Raw genomic sequence first — 17,004 nt, 5'->3', positions numbered from 1 at the left:
CCCCTAATTTACTATTTTTTTAATGGAGAAAAAGGAAAAAATCAGGTCCTTTTTATGAACTTTAAATAAAAAGAAAATAGCAAAGCCATGAAAGTTAAGACAATAGACGCATAAGAAATTAAATCGCCCATGGAACTAAAAAAAGTTAGCTTTTTATTGGGGTAAATTTCGGAGCTTATCACGGCTTCTTCCCAGTATTTTGTGGCCTGATGGATATTCCCAAATTCATCAATCACACAACTGATACCGGTATTCGCACTTCTGGCAATTTGCCTTCTGGTTTCAATGGCTCTTAAGCGGGCGTAATTTAAATGCTGAATATGTCCGGGTGAATCACTCCACCAACCATCATTGGTAATGATAAAAATAAAATCAGCGGTATTGCGGATATAATCCGAAACATAATCAGAAAACACACTTTCATAACAAACTACCGGAGCAATACCGATATTGGATAAATCGTATAAATTACTCCTTTGCTTTTGTGTACCTAAACTTCCGGTAGTTCCGCCTAAATCAATGGCAAATTCTTCGAGGGGTTTAAACAGGGCCGGAAAAGGCATACGCTCTACACCCGGAACCAGTTTTGATTTGTGATACAACTGTACTCCTTTAGCATTAATTAAAAATGCGGTGTTGAAACAATCAAAATAAGTGCCTGCTTTATCGCGCCGTGCCGTAACACTCGCTTCTTTCTCGTTTTCATAAACATAATAACTACTGGCACCCACAATAATATTCAAATTCGGATATTTGCTTAACAAACTATCCTTAAACCATAATATTTCTTCAGCATTATTTAAATTATTTTCATTTACACCGTACCAATCAATACCCGTAATAAATGTTTCAGGCAACACCAAATAATCGCTTTGTTGATTTATTTTTCCTTCAATTAAGCGTAACATTTTTAAAAACTGAGCCTGATAGTCCAAATCAAACTTTTCGTTATAGGGATCGATATTGGGCTGCACAATGACCGCAGTTTTTTTATTTTCTTGTAAAGGTCTGCGAATATTTAAAATGACAAACGAAAATAGTACAGGTAAAATTAAAATTCCTGCAAAAATGAGTTGGGACTTTTTTTGCTTGATTTGATTATGAATGAGCAATTGAAATAAATACACGTTAGTACACAAAATCCATAAACTTCCACCTGAAACGCCGGTAAATTCATACCACTGCACCCAGGAAGTGTTGTAACAAAAAACATTACCCAGGTTAAGCCAAATCCAGGCTAAGTCCCAAACGGAGTGTCCGTATTCAAAAGCCAACCAAAAAGGAACAAAGAGCCAAATAGCTTTTGTGTTTTTGATGCGGGATTTTACATTGGAGAAAATTAAAAAGGCAATCGACATGAGTAAGGCATTGGGGAAAAAAGCCATTAAAGAGCCCTCGGCACTGGCGTAATATACCCACCAGGTTACCCCAATATTCCACAATAAAAATGTGAAATAAGCAAAGCCGAATATTTTTAATTTTTTACGTGAAGCCGTGCTGCCCGAAAGTTCATGCTCTATCAACAATAAAGGAATAAAAGCAATAAAGGAAAATAAACTCAGATTTTTTTGCCAGGAAAGTGTAAGTAGCAACGCCGATAAAAAACTTAAGAAAAATTTATTACGGGTAAATGACATGCGCAACGAAGATAAACTTTTATAAACAAATGGAAATATGCTGTTAAAATCTTAAATAGATATTTATGATTTTTTTGCTGGATTTACTTCAATAAAACCGTATATTCGCCTTTGCTTTTTTTTATGGCTATTGAAGAACAAACCAGTACAGAACCGCGTAAACTCTATCCATTTCAGGAAAATGCGGTGAATACCATTTTTTCGAGATTGCTTGAACTGCCCCCCAATGCCAATTTACTTTTTCAATTACCAACAGGCGGGGGTAAAACCATCATTTTTTCTGAAATAGCCCGGCGTTTTATTGAAAAAACAGGAAGAAAAGTGCTCATTCTTACGCATCGTATTGAGTTGAGTAAACAAACTTCGGATGTATTGGCTGAATTGGGCATTAAAAACAAAGTTATCAATAGCGAAGTAAAACAATTGCCCCACCAAACCGAATATCAAAGTTTCACCGCATTGGTAGAAACACTCAATAACCGTTTGCAGGAAAATGATCAGTTTTTAGAAGATATAGGTCTGGTTATTGTGGATGAAGCTCACAATAATTCCTTCCGTAAAATATTTCATTACTTTAACGAGGTAACTATTTTAGGGGTTACTGCAACGCCTTTAAGCAGCAATAAAAAATTACCACTCTATCAAACTTACAGTGATTTGATTGTTGGAGAAAGTATTTCGGCTTTAATATCGCAGGGTTATTTATGTGAGGGCAATACGTACAGTTATGATGTAAATTTAAGTACACTGCGCGTGGGTAATAATGGGGAATTTACCGTAGGCTCGCATGAGATGTTGTATACCCAAGCCATTATGCAGGGAAAATTACTGGAGGCTTATGAGGAAGTGGCGCAGGGCACAAAAACCTTAATTTTTAATGCGGGAATTTTAACCAGCATTGCCGTTTACGAAACGTTTAAGAAAAAAGGATTACCGGTTCGGCATTTAGACAGTACTTTTTCGGATAAGGATAGAGCCGAAACCTTAGAATGGTTCAGAAATACCAAAAACGGAATTTTAACTTCGGTAAGTATATTAACCACCGGATTTGATGAACCGGAAGTGGAAACTATCATGCTTAACCGCGCCACCAAATCACTTACCCTTTATCATCAGATGATTGGTAGAGGTAGTCGCGTACTCCCAACTAAAAAACAATTTAAAATAATTGATTTAGGAAACAATTCCCGCCGTTTTAATTTATGGCAATATCCGATAGATTGGAAACATGTTTTTGTTGCTCCGCATTTGTATTTAGAACATCGTTATAAAGATGAGTGGGATTATGAATTGGAGAACGATTACGAAATGCCGGCGGAAATTAAAGAACGTTTTTTAAATTCCAGTGCCGAATCGTTTATTGTGCGGGATAAATACATGATGGCCTTGCGCAAAGGATTAAAACCTCAAATTGTTTTAGAACAAAGTTTGGAAGATCATTTTGCCCGAATAAAAGATAACGCTGCCGACTTTGACGAAGCCTTTGAACTCTTTAATTTACTGAATGAAGAAATGAAATACCGCATTAAACAATTCGGTAAATGCATTAATGCCACCAACAATCACAGCGATTGGCAGTATCAAACTTACTCCAGTAAATTACGGAGAAGACTAATGAATTTTTTTGTTGAATAATGAATATCAGAGTGCTGTATTACGCTTTGGGATATGCCTCTATACTAGTTGGAATTTTTGCCGCTATTTGTATTTTCAGAATCCAGAATTTGTACATGGGCATAGGTTTATCCATTTTGGGATTTATACTTTCAGGCATTAATATTTTTTTAAATCAGCGAAGATTTTACGAAGAAGAGAGTTATCCTAAAGGCTATTTAGGCATGGTGTTGAGTTCGCTTCCGGTATTGTTTATGCTTTTTGTGGTATTTAAATTTAAAAAGGGTTAATTAATCGCCACTCGTTCAATCCAACTTTACCAATTTCCCCTTGCCTAAAGATTCGCCGGCACTTAAATTTACCAAGGCCTGTGGATTACCGGAATAGTATATGCTTCCCGATTTCCAAAGATTATAATTAAAAGTTTTAGTGTTTGCTAAATTGATGTATGCATCGCCAATACTATAAGAATCTATTAAAACATAATCACTCACTATTAAGTCTTCAGCGTAGGTAAAGTTGGTTCCTTTCATATACACAAAAAGTTCTTTAGCCGAACCGCTTAATAAAATATTCCCATTTCCATGCGAGCTGGTGGCTAAGGTTTTATATTGACCGGAAATATAAGTATCGCCTGAATTTTCATTGCGCACAAACAGCAGGGAATCTTGTTTAAACGCAGCATTAATTCGTATGGTTCCTACACCATAATTACCAATCCAGGAAAGATAAGGCATGGTTACTTTAACTTGAATATTTTTTTTATAACCGCGCACAAAATTACAGCGATTGGTATTCTCAATTTTCAAAATAGTATCGCCTTGTATTTCAGTTAGGATATGTTTAATAATGTTTTTACCGGCAATCACTTCTACTTTGTATTCATTTCCCTGCAAAACTTCTACATCAATTTTATTCTCCGTTATAATTCGAGTAAATGTTCCCGGCACCCGTGTTTCACTCACAATGGGACCGTTGGATTTAAAGCAATCGCCATAGTGTCCTTTTTTGCAGGAGTTAAATCCTAAAATAAGAAGCCCAATAAAAAATGCATTTAAAAAAGTATGAATTCTCTTCATTTACTAAATGTAAGAAATTTTTAATATTTAAATACTATTCATTCACTTTTAATACGTGCTTAAGGCATTCTTACTGGCTTGGGTTTGCTTTGAAACTATACTAACCCTAAATACTTTTTTACGAAAACCTGTAAAATCTTACATACTTATTTGTTAATACTATAAGTTTCATTTGTTTCTTCAAAAAAATACTATAACTTCGTTATAAGAAACAAAAATCATGAAAATACAATTTACCCCCCCCCCTCAGCTTAAAAGCTCTTAGATTAAGTCATAAATCAGTTTTGGCTATTATATTATCGCTGATTAATTACACAATAATCGCACAAGTACCTCCCACATTTACCTGTAATAATATACAAGTAAATAATACTATTACAGCAATGGGTTCAATGGAAACTCAATCCATGACTGTAAATTCAACACTAACGGTTGTTGATGATGTTACAGCACAGCAAGACGTTAATATAGCAGGTTCATTATTTGCAAACGGCCCTGCTGTTTTTGGTAATGCGGTACAAATGGCCACTTTATCAGGTGGGGGTATTTCACAAATATTAAGCGATAATAATGGTAATTTATTTAAGGGACCTTCGCTTCCAGCTAATTGGCTTTGCTACGACAACGCTCCATCTTGGACATATGGTGGAAATAATATTTCAGCATTAATTAATTCTCCAATTCCTAATAATATAGGAACCTGTGATAATTATGACTTTATTTTGAAAGCTAACAATCAAAGCCGCTTATTTATTAAGCCAGATGGAAAAATTGGATTTGGCATTTCAAATCCTGGTAGCACCAATGGTAAAGAATATCATTTTAATGAAGGTGTTTTGCGTTTGAGCAATAATAATTCTTTTGGTGGCCCTCAAGTAGTTTTTGATGGCGGAAGCCCTAATGGTGATTGGGGTATTGAATACCTGAACGCTGGAAATTCCTCCATTCCTGGTTTAAATTTTTGGAAACCAAGTGGTAGCCCAAACAGCTTTAATTATCTTTTTTTCATAGGAGATGATGGAAGAATGACTGTTGGCGCTATCAATGAAGCTCAATCATCTCGGTTCAATGTTGACGGTTAGGATGGTGATGGTGTGAGGTCTAAAGTAAAGAAAAACAGAATTGCTTATTCAGTTTATAACAAAACGGACTCTATCTCAAGCTTTCAGGTTGATGGTGATGGCAGAACTAGAATAGGAGTTTCTAAACCAAAACAACCACACACTGATGCAATGTTAAGTGTTGATGGTAAGATTGTAGGAAGAAGTTTATATATACTTAAACCCGATACATGGTCTGATTTTGTCTTTACTGAAAATAGAAAAGAAAAATTACAAGATGTTAAACAATTTATCGATAAACAAAAACATTTGCCTGGCATGCCCAGTGAAGAAGAAGTAATTCAAAATGGTTATAATGTGAATGAAATGGATGCAAAGTTGTTGGAAAAAATAGAACTGCTTTACTTACATGTGATTGATTTGGAGAATGAAATTAAAATTCTAAAAGGAAAATGAGATTAACTTACTTGATAATAATTTGTATTATTTATTTTATTAATAATACAAATGCACAAGGACCTTTTGTTTTCCCTCGTGTATTGTCTAAACCAAAAACAGAATGTGAAAATCAAGTCAAGGTGAAAGATTTATATACGGAAAACTGTGGGTTAGAAGCAGGTTGCAATTATTTATATCCTGTTTTGGTGGAGAATTTTGATCATAATTTTGATTTGCCTAATAAATGGGGATTTACGCTTGGATATACACATGATGATGATTTTGGAGGTATGAATGATGTGAATAAGAAATCTACATGGTTTAAAGACGGATATTATCACAACATAAAAACTGACTCAATAACTAATCATAATATAAAACTAAATAATGGTATAGCCACATTTTCATTTATTATTGAAAATGTGCCAAGAATAAATAATAATGGCTCTTTTAACTATCCATTCACTTCCGGAATGATTAGTAGTCTTTCGCGATTTAGAACGGGAGTTTTTGAAGCAAGAATAAAAGTTCCAACTGTAAATAAAATGTGGCCTGCTTTTTGGTTATTAGGTAATAAATTAGATAATTATGCTGAAATTGATATTTTCGAATTTTTTGATGACGATGTAAGCCCTAATAGTATTTGCGAATCTTATGATTATCATCAAATGACTATTCATACGGGTCCGAACAATACAAAAGGATGTAAAACCGGTGATAAATATCCTTTTGCTATTAATGATTGGCATTTATATAAATTAGATTGGAACGACTATGAAGTTAAAATTTCAGTAGACGGAATTCCAGTGGGCTATGCCGCTAAGTACTTTCTTGGCTTCAACTTCGTTCAAAGTTGTGTATGGAATTTTTCTGCTAGTAATTTTGATCCTCGATTCACTTATAATTGTCAGGAAATTCAAGGATTGCCTGATAACCTTTTACCTACCATTCCATATATAAATTATGGGCCAAGACCATGGTGGCTTCCAAATATTGTTTCTTGGCCACCCCCCCAACCACCGCAACCTTATTTGGCAAGTCAAATAAGGCAAGATTCATACTTTCCAAAAAAGGGGAATGCAATGAGTTTAGTAATCAACAACAATGCTAATTCTACTTATAAGAATCATGATTTCTTAAATTATCAACAAGCAAATTTAGATATGTTAGTAGATTATGTTCGGGTTTATCAACCTTTTTGTTGCGGAGTTGATAAATCAGTTTGCACATTAAATGATTTAGATAATATTTCATATAACACAGGAATATTAACTGGTAGAAATTTGAGTGTAGGTTGTTCGAATATAAATAATAATTTTAGGCAATATAAACCAGGAAGTATTATTGTCCCTGGCGCAGGTCCTGATTGGCGAGACATCCCTGTTATTCTATTAGCCACTGATGAAATTGCAATTTTAGGGGACGCTTTTTTTGAGGGGGATACTTATGTCGAAATGAGAATAACTGATTGTGGAAATCAGGCTAGGCCAGACCAAAATGAAAATAAACTGTGGAATGACTTTTATCAAAGGCAGACTCCTTCCAAAGATTCGCTTTTAAAACAAACTGAATTTAAAATAGATTCTATTGTTGAATCAGAATTTAATAAAACAATGGAACAATATAAAGAAAAATATTATTTAAAAACTGAAGAATACTTTAATATTTCACCAATTCCAACGAAAGACAAAATAACAATTTCTTTACCGGAAAATTTATTCGACGAAATTAAACAACTAAATCTTGTTGATTTAAGTGGAAGAGAATTTGAATTATTAATTAGTAAAGAGGTAAATATAGAATCTTTTGCTAATGGTGTATATTTCCTTAAATTTATATTTAAAGACGACTCCAAAATTTCAAAAAAAATAATTAAGAATTAAATCATGTATAAGATAAATAAATACTTTTTTTTAATGAGTCTATTATCAGTCTTAATTCAATGTAGTAAAAAAGATAAAAAGAGTAGCGTAAATCAAAGCAACCAAACACAACAAATTATTAGTCAAAATTTTTCATGCATGCTTGGAAATAGTAATTTTAATACAAGCGATATGAATTGTGCTCCTTTAATAACGCAAGGCATAGATTCATTATTAATGCTTAATGCCTATTCTCAAACTGACAGTATCTCTTTTGGTTTCACCTTAAAAGTGAATGGTCTTGGTAATTTTTCGCATGATAGTTCAACTGTTAGTACAATTAACCGCTTTGTTTTAAATTATGGTTCTCCAGGCATTAATTTAGTGACGTATATCTCTAAATCCGGCACTATAAATGTTACTAAGTATGATAGACCCAACAATATTTATGCCGGTACATTTTCGGCTATAATGACCTTAAGTTCAAATCCTTCTAGTACACTTGCAATTTCAAATGGCACCTTTTATGCACAACCTTAAAAAATGAAAAGACTACTTTATTTGATTTTTTTAATTTCTATTTTAACCAATTGTACAAAAAAAACAATTTGTAAGGGATATGTGTATTCTGCATCCGGACAACCAGTCACGAATATCTCTGTTGATTTGTTAATTACAAAAGATCGTGATTATGCAGAAAGCTTTAGTTACGCTACTACAGGTTCAAGTGGTTATTATGAATTTTCGTTCGACGCCAAAAAAAATAATTCTTACTGTGTTACTTGTGATTTCGACTCTAAATTCTGTGAGTATACTTTGGTTAAAGGCGCAGTAAATATAAAAGACATTATTTTAATAAAGTAAAAAATGAAAAGCATATGTTATACTTTCATCTTTTTACTCATGTTGCTTTTTTCTTCTTGTCAAAAAACTACAAATTGTACTGGTACAGTTTACGATAAAAATGGTGCAACAATTGCCAATGCTACTATACAATTGTACATTTTAATTGGTTCTGGCGACTTTAAATATTTAAATACGACCCGTACTGATGAAAACGGTAATTACTTTTTTTCGTTTAAAAGGAAAAAGTTTAAAAAATATTACTTGGGCTGTTCATTTAAGTCGGCAGGTTATCCAGCTTATAAGTTTGTGAGTGCACAATACATAAAAGATAAATCTGAAAATCAAATTAATTTTCACTTAGTAAAATAAAATGAACAATGAATTAGAAAATTTTTAAGATTTAACTACACCCACTCTACACCCTTTTTCAAATAAGAAAGTGTTTTTTCTTCTTCGGAGGTTTTTTCGGGTGAAAAATTGTATTCCCAGCCTGCTGTTTTGGGTAAACTCATTAAAATAGATTCTACACGTCCGTTAGATTCCAAACCAAACTTTGTTCCCTTATCATAAACCAAATTAAACTCCACATATCTTCCTCTGCGCAATAACTGCCATTGTTTATTTTGTTCATTATAGCTTTTACTTTTATTCCGGGCTATTAATTCGCAGTACACCGGCGCAAACAAACTGCCTACGTCTTTCCAATAGCTCAGATTTTTTTCAAAACTCATGCCGCCTCCTTCATTTAAACGATCAAAAAATATTCCGCCTACTCCCCGGGTTTCCTTTCTATGGGTGATAAAGAAATAATCATCTGCCCATTTTTTATGTGCTTGGTAATATTCTGCCTGATGCTTATCACACACTTTTTTTAATTCCCCATGAAAATATTTAGCATCTTCTTCCACCACATAGTGCGGGGTTAAATCAATTCCACCACCTAACCATTTTTGTACAATTAAATTTTCTTTATTCCTCAATTCAAAATATCGCACATTCATGTGAATGATGGGCACTCGGGGACTTTCAGGATGAATGACTATACTTACTCCGGTAGCATAAAACTGATGCTCGTTGCTTTGTGCCTCTGCCGTGGAATGTTCTTTCTCTTTAAATAAAAATTCAGGGGCCTTACCAAATACTTCGCTAAACAACACCCCTCCTTTTTCAATGACTTTTCCGTTTTGAATAATTCGGGTTCTTCCTCCTCCTCCCTGCCTATCCGGCTGGCTACCATCTTCTCTCTTCCAATTATCTTCTATGAATTTTGCCTTGCCGTCGGCTTGTTCTAAGGCCGTACAAATTTGGTCCTGCAAATTTTTTAACCAGTCTGCAATATGCGTCCTTTCTATTTCCATCCTGTTAGGCGCAGGGAATAATCGGTATAGGTAAAAATATAACCACCGCGGTTATCAAATCCGGTATTGTTATCGGGATGCACAAATTTAAATCGCATATAACTGCTTTCGCTCGGAAATTGATCGAGGTAAATCACGTAACCCGGGCCATGTAGTTTTAATAAATTTAAATAATAGATAGCCATGTCAAAACCAATGAAAAAATATTCACTTGGAAACGCATTTTGATCGGCTTTATATTCATCCACCATATTTTTATAAGCGCCGGTATTGGTTAAATTGTATTGACAAGGAAAGGTATAATGCAATTGATTGAGGTATTCCTGATCAATATTTTCGAGTGATGAAACCGATTCCCATCCGCACAGCGTAATGTCTTTTTTCTGTGCAAAAATGGCTAATTGTGTAGTAAAATCAGAAATAAAAACTTCATTACTACTCAAAACAATTACTATATTTTTCACATCGCTTTTATATGCCCCTTTAACTCCGACTAACCCGCGCACCACCTGAATGGTATCCTTTAAAGTTTTTCCTTTTAGTAATTGTTTATCGTTATAATATTTTTTAAAAGCCTTTACAAAAGTTTGTTCGCGTTTATCATTCATAGAAGATACCGCAAGTATAATTTTTTCGCTCGTTTTAATTAAGGAATCTATGCAGTAATCGGCCAATTCTTCCATTAAAGTAAATTGCGATGGATTTGTTTTGGAAACAAAAATATTATCGAACAATATTTTATTTTGAGATGTTAAAGGGGAAACAATTGGAGTTTGGAAATCTTTAGCCATTTTAGCCATAGGCTTAAATCCATAAATATGCAGCGGCCCGAATATAAAATCGGTTTTTTCAAATTTAGGATCCACTACCGTTTGCGCCAGCTTGGCGGAATCTTTATCATCAATATCGTATAAATTAACGCTCAATGAAAAATCGGGTTTGCTCAAAGAATCAACTGCCCGTTTAAATCCTAAATAAAAATCAAGCGCCAGGGAAGGAATAGAAGGGAAATTGGATTTATTTTTAACCAAGGCCTGCACATCCACATTTTCTAATTCATCAAAACGGAAGGGCAATAGTAAAGCCAATTGATAGGCATTCTTTTTTTCTTTTCGAATTACAATTTTATTGGTATCGGCAACCGGCATTTTCTCATTTAAATTAACAGAAGCTACCGTGGCCATTTCTACAGAGCGAATGGAGGATGGTTTCTTTTCTCCCACAATAATAACTTGTCCTTCTTTTAAAGTTTGTGCATTTAAGCCCGGATTCCATCTTTTTAATTCTATTTCTGAAATTTTAAATTTTTTGGTGATGGCATAGATTGTTTCTTTGGAAGCGACTTTATATACTTTGTATTTGGTGGAGTCTATTTCATTAACAGAATTAATATTTTGCGTACTTGCCGTAGGAGTAATGACCGCAATTTTCGGAATACGTACCGGAATTTTCAGTTCTTGCCCGGGTTTTGTGCTCACCTTTGCTTCCGGATTCAAGGAATAAATTTCATCTAACGGAACATTATATAATTTAGAGAGAGAGTATAAACTCTGACCTTTTTCGATACTATGAATATAATACTCTACTCCATCAATATTTTTAATAACCGTAGATTTGGTTTGCGCCTGAATATTCAACTGAATTAAAAATCCAACTACGAGCAAAAAATATTTAAGGTTTAAATTCAAATTAAGAAAAATATTATTCCCACTCAATGGTTGCAGGAGGTTTAGAACTAATATCGTACACCACACGATTTACACCTTTCACTTTATTAATGATATCATTACTCACTTTGGCCAAAAATTCGTAAGGCAAATGGCACCAATCAGCCGTCATACCATCCGTACTGCTCACCGCACGTAAAGCAACCACATTTTCATAAGTACGTTCATCGCCCATAACACCAACGCTTTGAACAGGTAGTAAAATAGCACCGGCCTGCCAAACCTGATTATACAAATTTTGTGCCTTTAATGAATCAATAAAGATGGCATCTACTTCTTGTAATAATTTAACTTTTTGTTCGGTTATATCGCCAAGAATGCGAATGGCTAAACCCGGACCTGGAAAAGGATGACGTTGTAATAAATTTTTATCGAGTCCCATTTCATGTCCTACTCTTCTCACTTCATCTTTAAACAAGCTACGTAAAGGCTCAACTATTTTTAGTTTCATGTAATCGGGTAATCCGCCTACGTTATGATGAGATTTAATAGTTGCAGAAGGTCCTTTTACGCTCAAACTTTCTATCACATCCGGATAAATTGTTCCCTGGCCCAACCATTTAGCATCTTTATCCACTTTTGATTCCTCATCAAATACATCAATAAAAGTTTTACCTATAGCTTTGCGTTTTTGTTCAGGGTCGGAAAGACCATTTAAAGCGGTATAGAATTTATTTTTAGCATCAACACCTTTCACATTTAAACCCATGTGTTTGTATGAATCCAATACACTTTCAAATTCATTTTTTCGGAGTAAGCCATTATCTACAAAAATGCAATGCAAATTTTTGCCTATTGCTTTATGCAACAACATGGCAGCAACACTGCTATCCACGCCACCGCTTAATCCTAAAATAACTTTATCATTCCCGATTTGTTTTTTCAAATCTGCAACGGTTGTTTCAACAAAAGAAGCAGGTGTCCAGTCTCCTTTACATCCACAAATTCCGAATGCAAAATTTCTGAGAAGAGCTAAACCTTCGGTAGTATGATAAACTTCGGGATGAAACTGAATTGCGTAGGTATTTTCATCTTTTATACGATAAGCAGCCACTTTTACATCGTGTGTACTTGCGGTGATGCTGTAGTTATCCGGAATTTTAAGAATAGTATCAGCATGGCTCATCCAAACCTGAGATTCTTCAGACATACCTTCAAATAGAGGGCAGGTTTTATCTTTTACCTGCAAATGAGCTCTGCCATATTCTCTGGAATTGGATTTTCCCACTTCACCCCCATAAAAATGCGCTAAAAACTGAGCCCCGTAACAAACGCCCAAAAGAGGTAATTTTCCCTTTATAGCAGTTAAATCGGGCATTAAAGGTTTCTCTTCCCGAACGCTATGTGGGCTACCGGACAAAATAACCCCTTTAATATCAGGAGATATGCTTGGTATTTTATTATACGGATGGATTTCACAATACACATTAATTTCGCGAAGACGGCGGGCAATGAGTTGCGTGTATTGAGAGCCGAAATCGAGGATGAGGATTTGTTCCTGCATAATTGGATAAAGTTACGATATAAATAGAAAATGCTAGTTTTATTCGGGGTAGAATTATTAAAATATTGTGAAAACATCAAAAAAATGTATATTTGCAATCTCAATTTTGAGAAGTACAGGATTTGCATGTCCTGTTAATACCAATAAAAAACAAAATGCAAGCGGGGTGTAGCGTAGCCCGGTATCGCGCCACATTTGGGATGTGGAGGTCGTCAGTTCGAATCTGGCCACCCCGACAAATAACAAAAGCCTTTCACGATAGTGAAGGGCTTTTTTGTTTAAGAGAAGAGAAGAGCTTGCTCATTCGATTCGATTGAACAAAAAAGAACTTTTTGCGTCAGCAAAAAAAGGCTTTTGGTATTTGAACTTCCCCTATCCGGATCAGCGTAGCTAATCTGGCCACCCCGACAAATAACAAAAGCCTTTCACGATAGTGAAGGGCTTTTTTGTTTAAGAGAAGAGAAGAGCTTGCTCATTCGATTCGATTGAACAAAAAAGAACTTTTTGCGTCAGCAAAAAAAGGCTTTTGGTATTTGAACTTCCCCTATCCGGATCAGCGTAGCTAATCTGGCCACCCCGACAAATAACAAAAGCCTTTCACGACAGTGAAGGGCTTTTTTGTTTAAGAGAAGAGAAGGAGCTTGCTCATTCGATTCGATTGAACAAAAAAGAACTTTTTGCGTCAGCAAAAAAGGCTTTTGGTATTTGAACTTCCCCTATCCGGATCAGCGTAGCTAATCGGCCACCCCGACAAATAACTAATTTACATATGGTATGATATCGGTCAAATCAGTCCTTTTTATTTTGCTTAACTTTGTACCATCATATCATTACCATGCGATTAATTGTTACTTACCTATCCATTTTATTGCTTATCGTATCTTGCGGTGATAAAACAGAGCTGATTTCCCCTACCCTCGAAAAAATTACAGAATCTGTTTATGCATCCGGGAACATTAAAAGTAAAAATCAATATCAGGTTTTCTCAACAGTAAACGGAATAATTGAAGAAATATATGTCCGAGAGGGAGAATTAGTACAACCGAACGACTCCATCCTTAAAATAAAAAATTTCTCTTCCCGCATGAACGCAGCTAATGCCAAAATTGCTGCCAACTTGGCTAGTATTAACTCCAACGGAGAAAAAGTAGTTGAATTGAAAAACCTAAGCGAATTGGCTCTAGCAAAGTATAAATCAGATTCCATCAACTTTATCAGACAACAAAACTTATGGGCACAGCAAATTGGAAGTAAAAATGAATTGGAACAAAAAGAATTGTTATTTAAAAATTCGAAATCTAATTATATCAATTCACTTTTACGATACAACGACTTAAAAAAACAATTAGAATTTACCGAACAACAAGCCCTCAATAATCTGGAAATTAGCAATTCGAATGAGTCTGACTTTATCATTAAGAGTTCAGTAAAAGGGAAGCTTTACAGCCTCTTAAAAGAAAAAGGAGAATTGGTAACCACGCAAGGCCCGATAGCCGTAATAGGAGATGATCAAAATTTTGAAATTGAATTATTGGTAGATGAGTATGACATTACCAAAATAAAATTAGAGCAGAAAGTTTTTGTAACGATGGATAGTTATAAAAAAAGAATATTTGATGCGGTGGTAACTAAAATTGATCCGATCATGAATGAAAAAACCCGCACGTTTAAAATCTTAGCTGAATTTAAACAATTGCCTGAAACCATTTACCCCAATTTAACGGTTGAAGCCAATATACTAATACAGGAAAAAGATAAAGTATTAACTATACCCAGAATTTATCTGTTGGGTGATACCGCGGTAATGTTAGAAAGCAAGGAATTGAAAAAAGTAACAACCGGGTTAATGGACTACAAAAAAGTGGAGATAACAAGCGGATTACAAGCAGAAGATAAAATTCGCAAGCCGGATTAATGAAGTACAAATTAATTTATAAAATTGCAATTTCCTTACTTGGCGCCAGGCTTAAACAAACCATTGTAGCGGCGGTTGGAGTAACATTCAGTATCATGATGTTTATTACTTTGTTGAGTTTTATGGCTGGCCTTAACGACATGCTCGATGGATTAATATTAAACAGAACTGCACATGTACGCTTATTTAAAGATGTAAAACCTAGTCTTACACAACCCATAGATTTAAAAAGTTCCGCGCCAAATCAACATAATTTTGTGAGCTCTGTGCGCTCAGGCAATAACCGAAAAGAAATTTACAATAGCTTAGCTATAATAAAAGCCGTTTTAACCGATCCACGTGTTTTGGGTGTTGCTCCAAAAATAATGGCGCCTGTGTTTTATAATGATGGTGCCATAGAAATTAACGGAACCGTAAATGGAATTGATGTAGAAGAAGAAATTCGTCTCTTTCACTTTCAGGAATATATAATAAACGGTAACAGTTCTGATTTAAAAACAGTTTCAAATAGTATAATTCTAGGAACAGTGTTAGCCGAAAAACTCATGGTGAATGTTGGAGATGTTGTTTTTATTACATCAACATTAGGCGAACGAGTTCCACTAAAAGTAGTAGGTACATTTCAATCGGGTTTAGCTGAACTTGATAAAATTAATAGTTACGCTTCATTGGCAACCACTCAAAAATTACTGGGTAAAAGCAATAATTACATTACTGACATTCAGATAAAATTAAAAGACCTAAACCTTGCCCCTACCGTAGCGAAAGAATATGCACAACAATTTGCGATAGATGCGGAAGATATTCAAACCGCCAATGCCCAATTTGAAACCGGAAGTAGTGTACGTTCTATTATATCCTATGCCGTTGGGATTACCTTATTGGTAGTAGCGGGGTTTGGTATTTATAATATTTTAAATATGATGATTTTTGAAAAAATGGATTCCATTGCTATTTTAAAAGCAACCGGATTTTCAGGTAAAGATGTAAAATATATTTTTTTACTAATTGCCTTAATCATTGGTGTTACCGGAGGACTGAGTGGTTTAATCTTTGGTTTCTTTCTATCCTACGGCATTGACCATATTCCTTTTGAGGCCGCTTCTATTCCATCCATTAAAACATTTCCGGTAAATTACAGTATTGTGTTTTATTTTATTGCCGCTACCTTTTCAATTATCACTACCTATTTCGCCGGTTTCTTTCCAGCCAAAAAAGCTGGTAAGATTGATCCGGTGGCTATTATCAGAGGGAAATAAAAAATGGAAACTGTACTTGAAGCTAAAAATATTATCAAAGAATTTCATGATCCTGTAACCATTACAGTTTTAAAAGATTTGAGCTTTAAAATAAACAAAGGTGAGTTTGTTTCCATAATTGGAAAATCGGGTTGCGGAAAATCTACCTTACTTTATATACTATCCACCATGGATACGGATTTTGATGGTGAATTGTTGATAGATGGAGAATCAACACAAAACAAAACAGAAAAAGAACTTTCTCGAATAAGAAATGAAAAAATAGGTTTTGTTTTTCAGTTTCATTATTTATTAAATGAATTTTCGGTATTGGAAAATGTAATGCTTCCGGGCTTAAAATTGGGGAAATTCTCAAACCAGGAAGTGGAGTATCGTGCTATGGAAAAACTAAAAAAATTGGGAATTGAACACTTGGCCAAAAAAAATGCAAATTTAGTTTCGGGTGGAGAAAAACAAAGAGTGGCCATAGCCAGAGCGCTAATTAATGATCCCTTAATTATTATGGGTGATGAACCAACCGGAAACCTGGATAAAAAAAATAGCGAAAACGTTTTCTCCATATTTAAACAATTAACCGAAGAGTTCAATCAAACACTTTTAATTGTAACACACGACAATGAATTTGCCGCTCGTACACACCGTATTATTGAGATGGAAGACGGTAAAATTATCAGTTAAAATTTAAATTAATTTTTTAGCGACCT

At 34.6% G+C, this 17,004-nt stretch carries 16 protein-coding genes and 1 tRNA gene; 12 read left to right on the top strand and 5 right to left on the bottom strand.

Annotation, left to right across the window (positions count from 1 at the left end; all coding sequences use genetic code 11):
- Positions 1 to 41: 41 nt before the first annotated feature.
- On the bottom strand, positions 42 to 1,637 hold the full coding sequence (gene lnt, locus IPM51_17215; GenBank protein ID MBK9286038.1) for an apolipoprotein N-acyltransferase: 1,596 nt from the start codon (positions 1,635 to 1,637) through the stop codon (positions 42 to 44).
- A gap of 123 nt (positions 1,638 to 1,760) precedes the next feature.
- On the opposite strand from lnt, the gene IPM51_17210 reads away from it, so the two are divergent.
- Positions 1,761 to 3,272 (top strand): DEAD/DEAH box helicase family protein, encoded by a 1,512-nt coding sequence (locus tag IPM51_17210; protein MBK9286037.1) that lies wholly within the window; start codon positions 1,761 to 1,763, stop codon positions 3,270 to 3,272.
- Positions 3,272 to 3,541 carry a hypothetical protein gene (locus IPM51_17205; GenBank protein MBK9286036.1) on the top strand — a complete coding sequence of 90 codons (270 nt, stop codon included), beginning with the start codon at positions 3,272 to 3,274 and terminating at the stop codon, positions 3,539 to 3,541. Before IPM51_17210 ends, IPM51_17205 begins: the two co-directional genes overlap by 1 nt.
- 15 nt (positions 3,542 to 3,556) lie before the next feature.
- On the opposite strand, the gene IPM51_17200 is transcribed toward IPM51_17205, so the two are convergent.
- Positions 3,557 to 4,330 (bottom strand): DUF2807 domain-containing protein, encoded by a 774-nt coding sequence (locus tag IPM51_17200; GenBank protein ID MBK9286035.1) that lies wholly within the window; start codon positions 4,328 to 4,330, stop codon positions 3,557 to 3,559.
- 284 nt (positions 4,331 to 4,614) lie between these two features.
- On the opposite strand from IPM51_17200, the gene IPM51_17195 reads away from it, so the two are divergent.
- Genes IPM51_17195 through IPM51_17170 form a run of 6 tightly spaced genes read left to right on the top strand, consistent with a single transcriptional unit; the run spans position 4,615 to position 8,906 of the window.
- Positions 4,615 to 5,412, top strand: a complete 798-nt coding sequence (locus IPM51_17195) for a hypothetical protein (protein MBK9286034.1) — start codon at positions 4,615 to 4,617, stop codon at positions 5,410 to 5,412.
- A gap of 12 nt (positions 5,413 to 5,424) precedes the next feature.
- Positions 5,425 to 5,847 carry a hypothetical protein gene (locus IPM51_17190; GenBank protein MBK9286033.1) on the top strand — a complete coding sequence of 141 codons (423 nt, stop codon included), beginning with the start codon at positions 5,425 to 5,427 and terminating at the stop codon, positions 5,845 to 5,847.
- On the top strand, positions 5,844 to 7,712 hold the full coding sequence (locus IPM51_17185; protein MBK9286032.1) for a family 16 glycosylhydrolase: 1,869 nt from the start codon (positions 5,844 to 5,846) through the stop codon (positions 7,710 to 7,712). Before IPM51_17190 ends, IPM51_17185 begins: the two co-directional genes overlap by 4 nt.
- 3 nt (positions 7,713 to 7,715) lie before the next feature.
- Positions 7,716 to 8,231, top strand: coding sequence for a hypothetical protein (locus tag IPM51_17180; protein MBK9286031.1), 516 nt, complete (start codon positions 7,716 to 7,718; stop codon positions 8,229 to 8,231).
- Positions 8,232 to 8,234: 3 nt separating this feature from the next.
- A complete protein-coding gene (locus tag IPM51_17175; GenBank protein MBK9286030.1) occupies positions 8,235 to 8,555 on the top strand; it encodes a hypothetical protein in 321 nt (106 codons plus the stop codon).
- Between the two features lie 3 nt (positions 8,556 to 8,558).
- Positions 8,559 to 8,906, top strand: coding sequence for a carboxypeptidase regulatory-like domain-containing protein (locus IPM51_17170; GenBank protein MBK9286029.1), 348 nt, complete (start codon positions 8,559 to 8,561; stop codon positions 8,904 to 8,906).
- 35 nt (positions 8,907 to 8,941) lie between these two features.
- On the opposite strand, the gene hemF is transcribed toward IPM51_17170, so the two are convergent.
- Genes hemF through guaA form a run of 3 tightly spaced genes read right to left on the bottom strand, consistent with a single transcriptional unit; the run spans position 8,942 to position 13,126 of the window.
- Entirely contained in the window at positions 8,942 to 9,895 is a 954-nt protein-coding gene (gene hemF / locus IPM51_17165) for an oxygen-dependent coproporphyrinogen oxidase (protein ID MBK9286028.1), read from the bottom strand.
- On the bottom strand, positions 9,886 to 11,583 hold the full coding sequence (locus IPM51_17160; GenBank protein MBK9286027.1) for a LysM peptidoglycan-binding domain-containing protein: 1,698 nt from the start codon (positions 11,581 to 11,583) through the stop codon (positions 9,886 to 9,888). The genes hemF and IPM51_17160 overlap by 10 nt, the downstream gene beginning before the upstream one ends.
- Before the next feature lie 13 nt (positions 11,584 to 11,596).
- Complete coding sequence (gene guaA, locus IPM51_17155) at positions 11,597 to 13,126, bottom strand: glutamine-hydrolyzing GMP synthase (GenBank protein ID MBK9286026.1); 1,530 nt, start codon at positions 13,124 to 13,126, stop codon at positions 11,597 to 11,599.
- 162 nt (positions 13,127 to 13,288) lie between these two features.
- Between guaA and IPM51_17150 the strand changes: the two genes are divergently transcribed.
- The 4 genes from IPM51_17150 (at position 13,289) to IPM51_17135 (ending at position 16,978) form a co-directional block, all read left to right on the top strand.
- Positions 13,289 to 13,362: transfer RNA gene (locus tag IPM51_17150), tRNA-Pro, on the top strand.
- Positions 13,363 to 13,961: 599 nt separating this feature from the next.
- A complete protein-coding gene (locus IPM51_17145; GenBank protein MBK9286025.1) occupies positions 13,962 to 15,041 on the top strand; it encodes an efflux RND transporter periplasmic adaptor subunit in 1,080 nt (359 codons plus the stop codon).
- Complete coding sequence (locus IPM51_17140; GenBank protein ID MBK9286024.1) at positions 15,041 to 16,300, top strand: ABC transporter permease; 1,260 nt, start codon at positions 15,041 to 15,043, stop codon at positions 16,298 to 16,300. The genes IPM51_17145 and IPM51_17140 overlap by 1 nt, the downstream gene beginning before the upstream one ends.
- Before the next feature lie 3 nt (positions 16,301 to 16,303).
- Positions 16,304 to 16,978, top strand: coding sequence for an ABC transporter ATP-binding protein (locus tag IPM51_17135; GenBank protein MBK9286023.1), 675 nt, complete (start codon positions 16,304 to 16,306; stop codon positions 16,976 to 16,978).
- Positions 16,979 to 17,004 lie beyond the last annotated feature (26 nt).

The organism is Sphingobacteriaceae bacterium, assembly GCA_016715905.1.
Classification (GTDB): Bacteria; Bacteroidota; Bacteroidia; order B-17B0; family Aurantibacillaceae; genus Aurantibacillus.
Note: the sequence above shows the minus strand (reverse complement) of the source record. Positions and strands in the feature narration are given on the sequence as shown.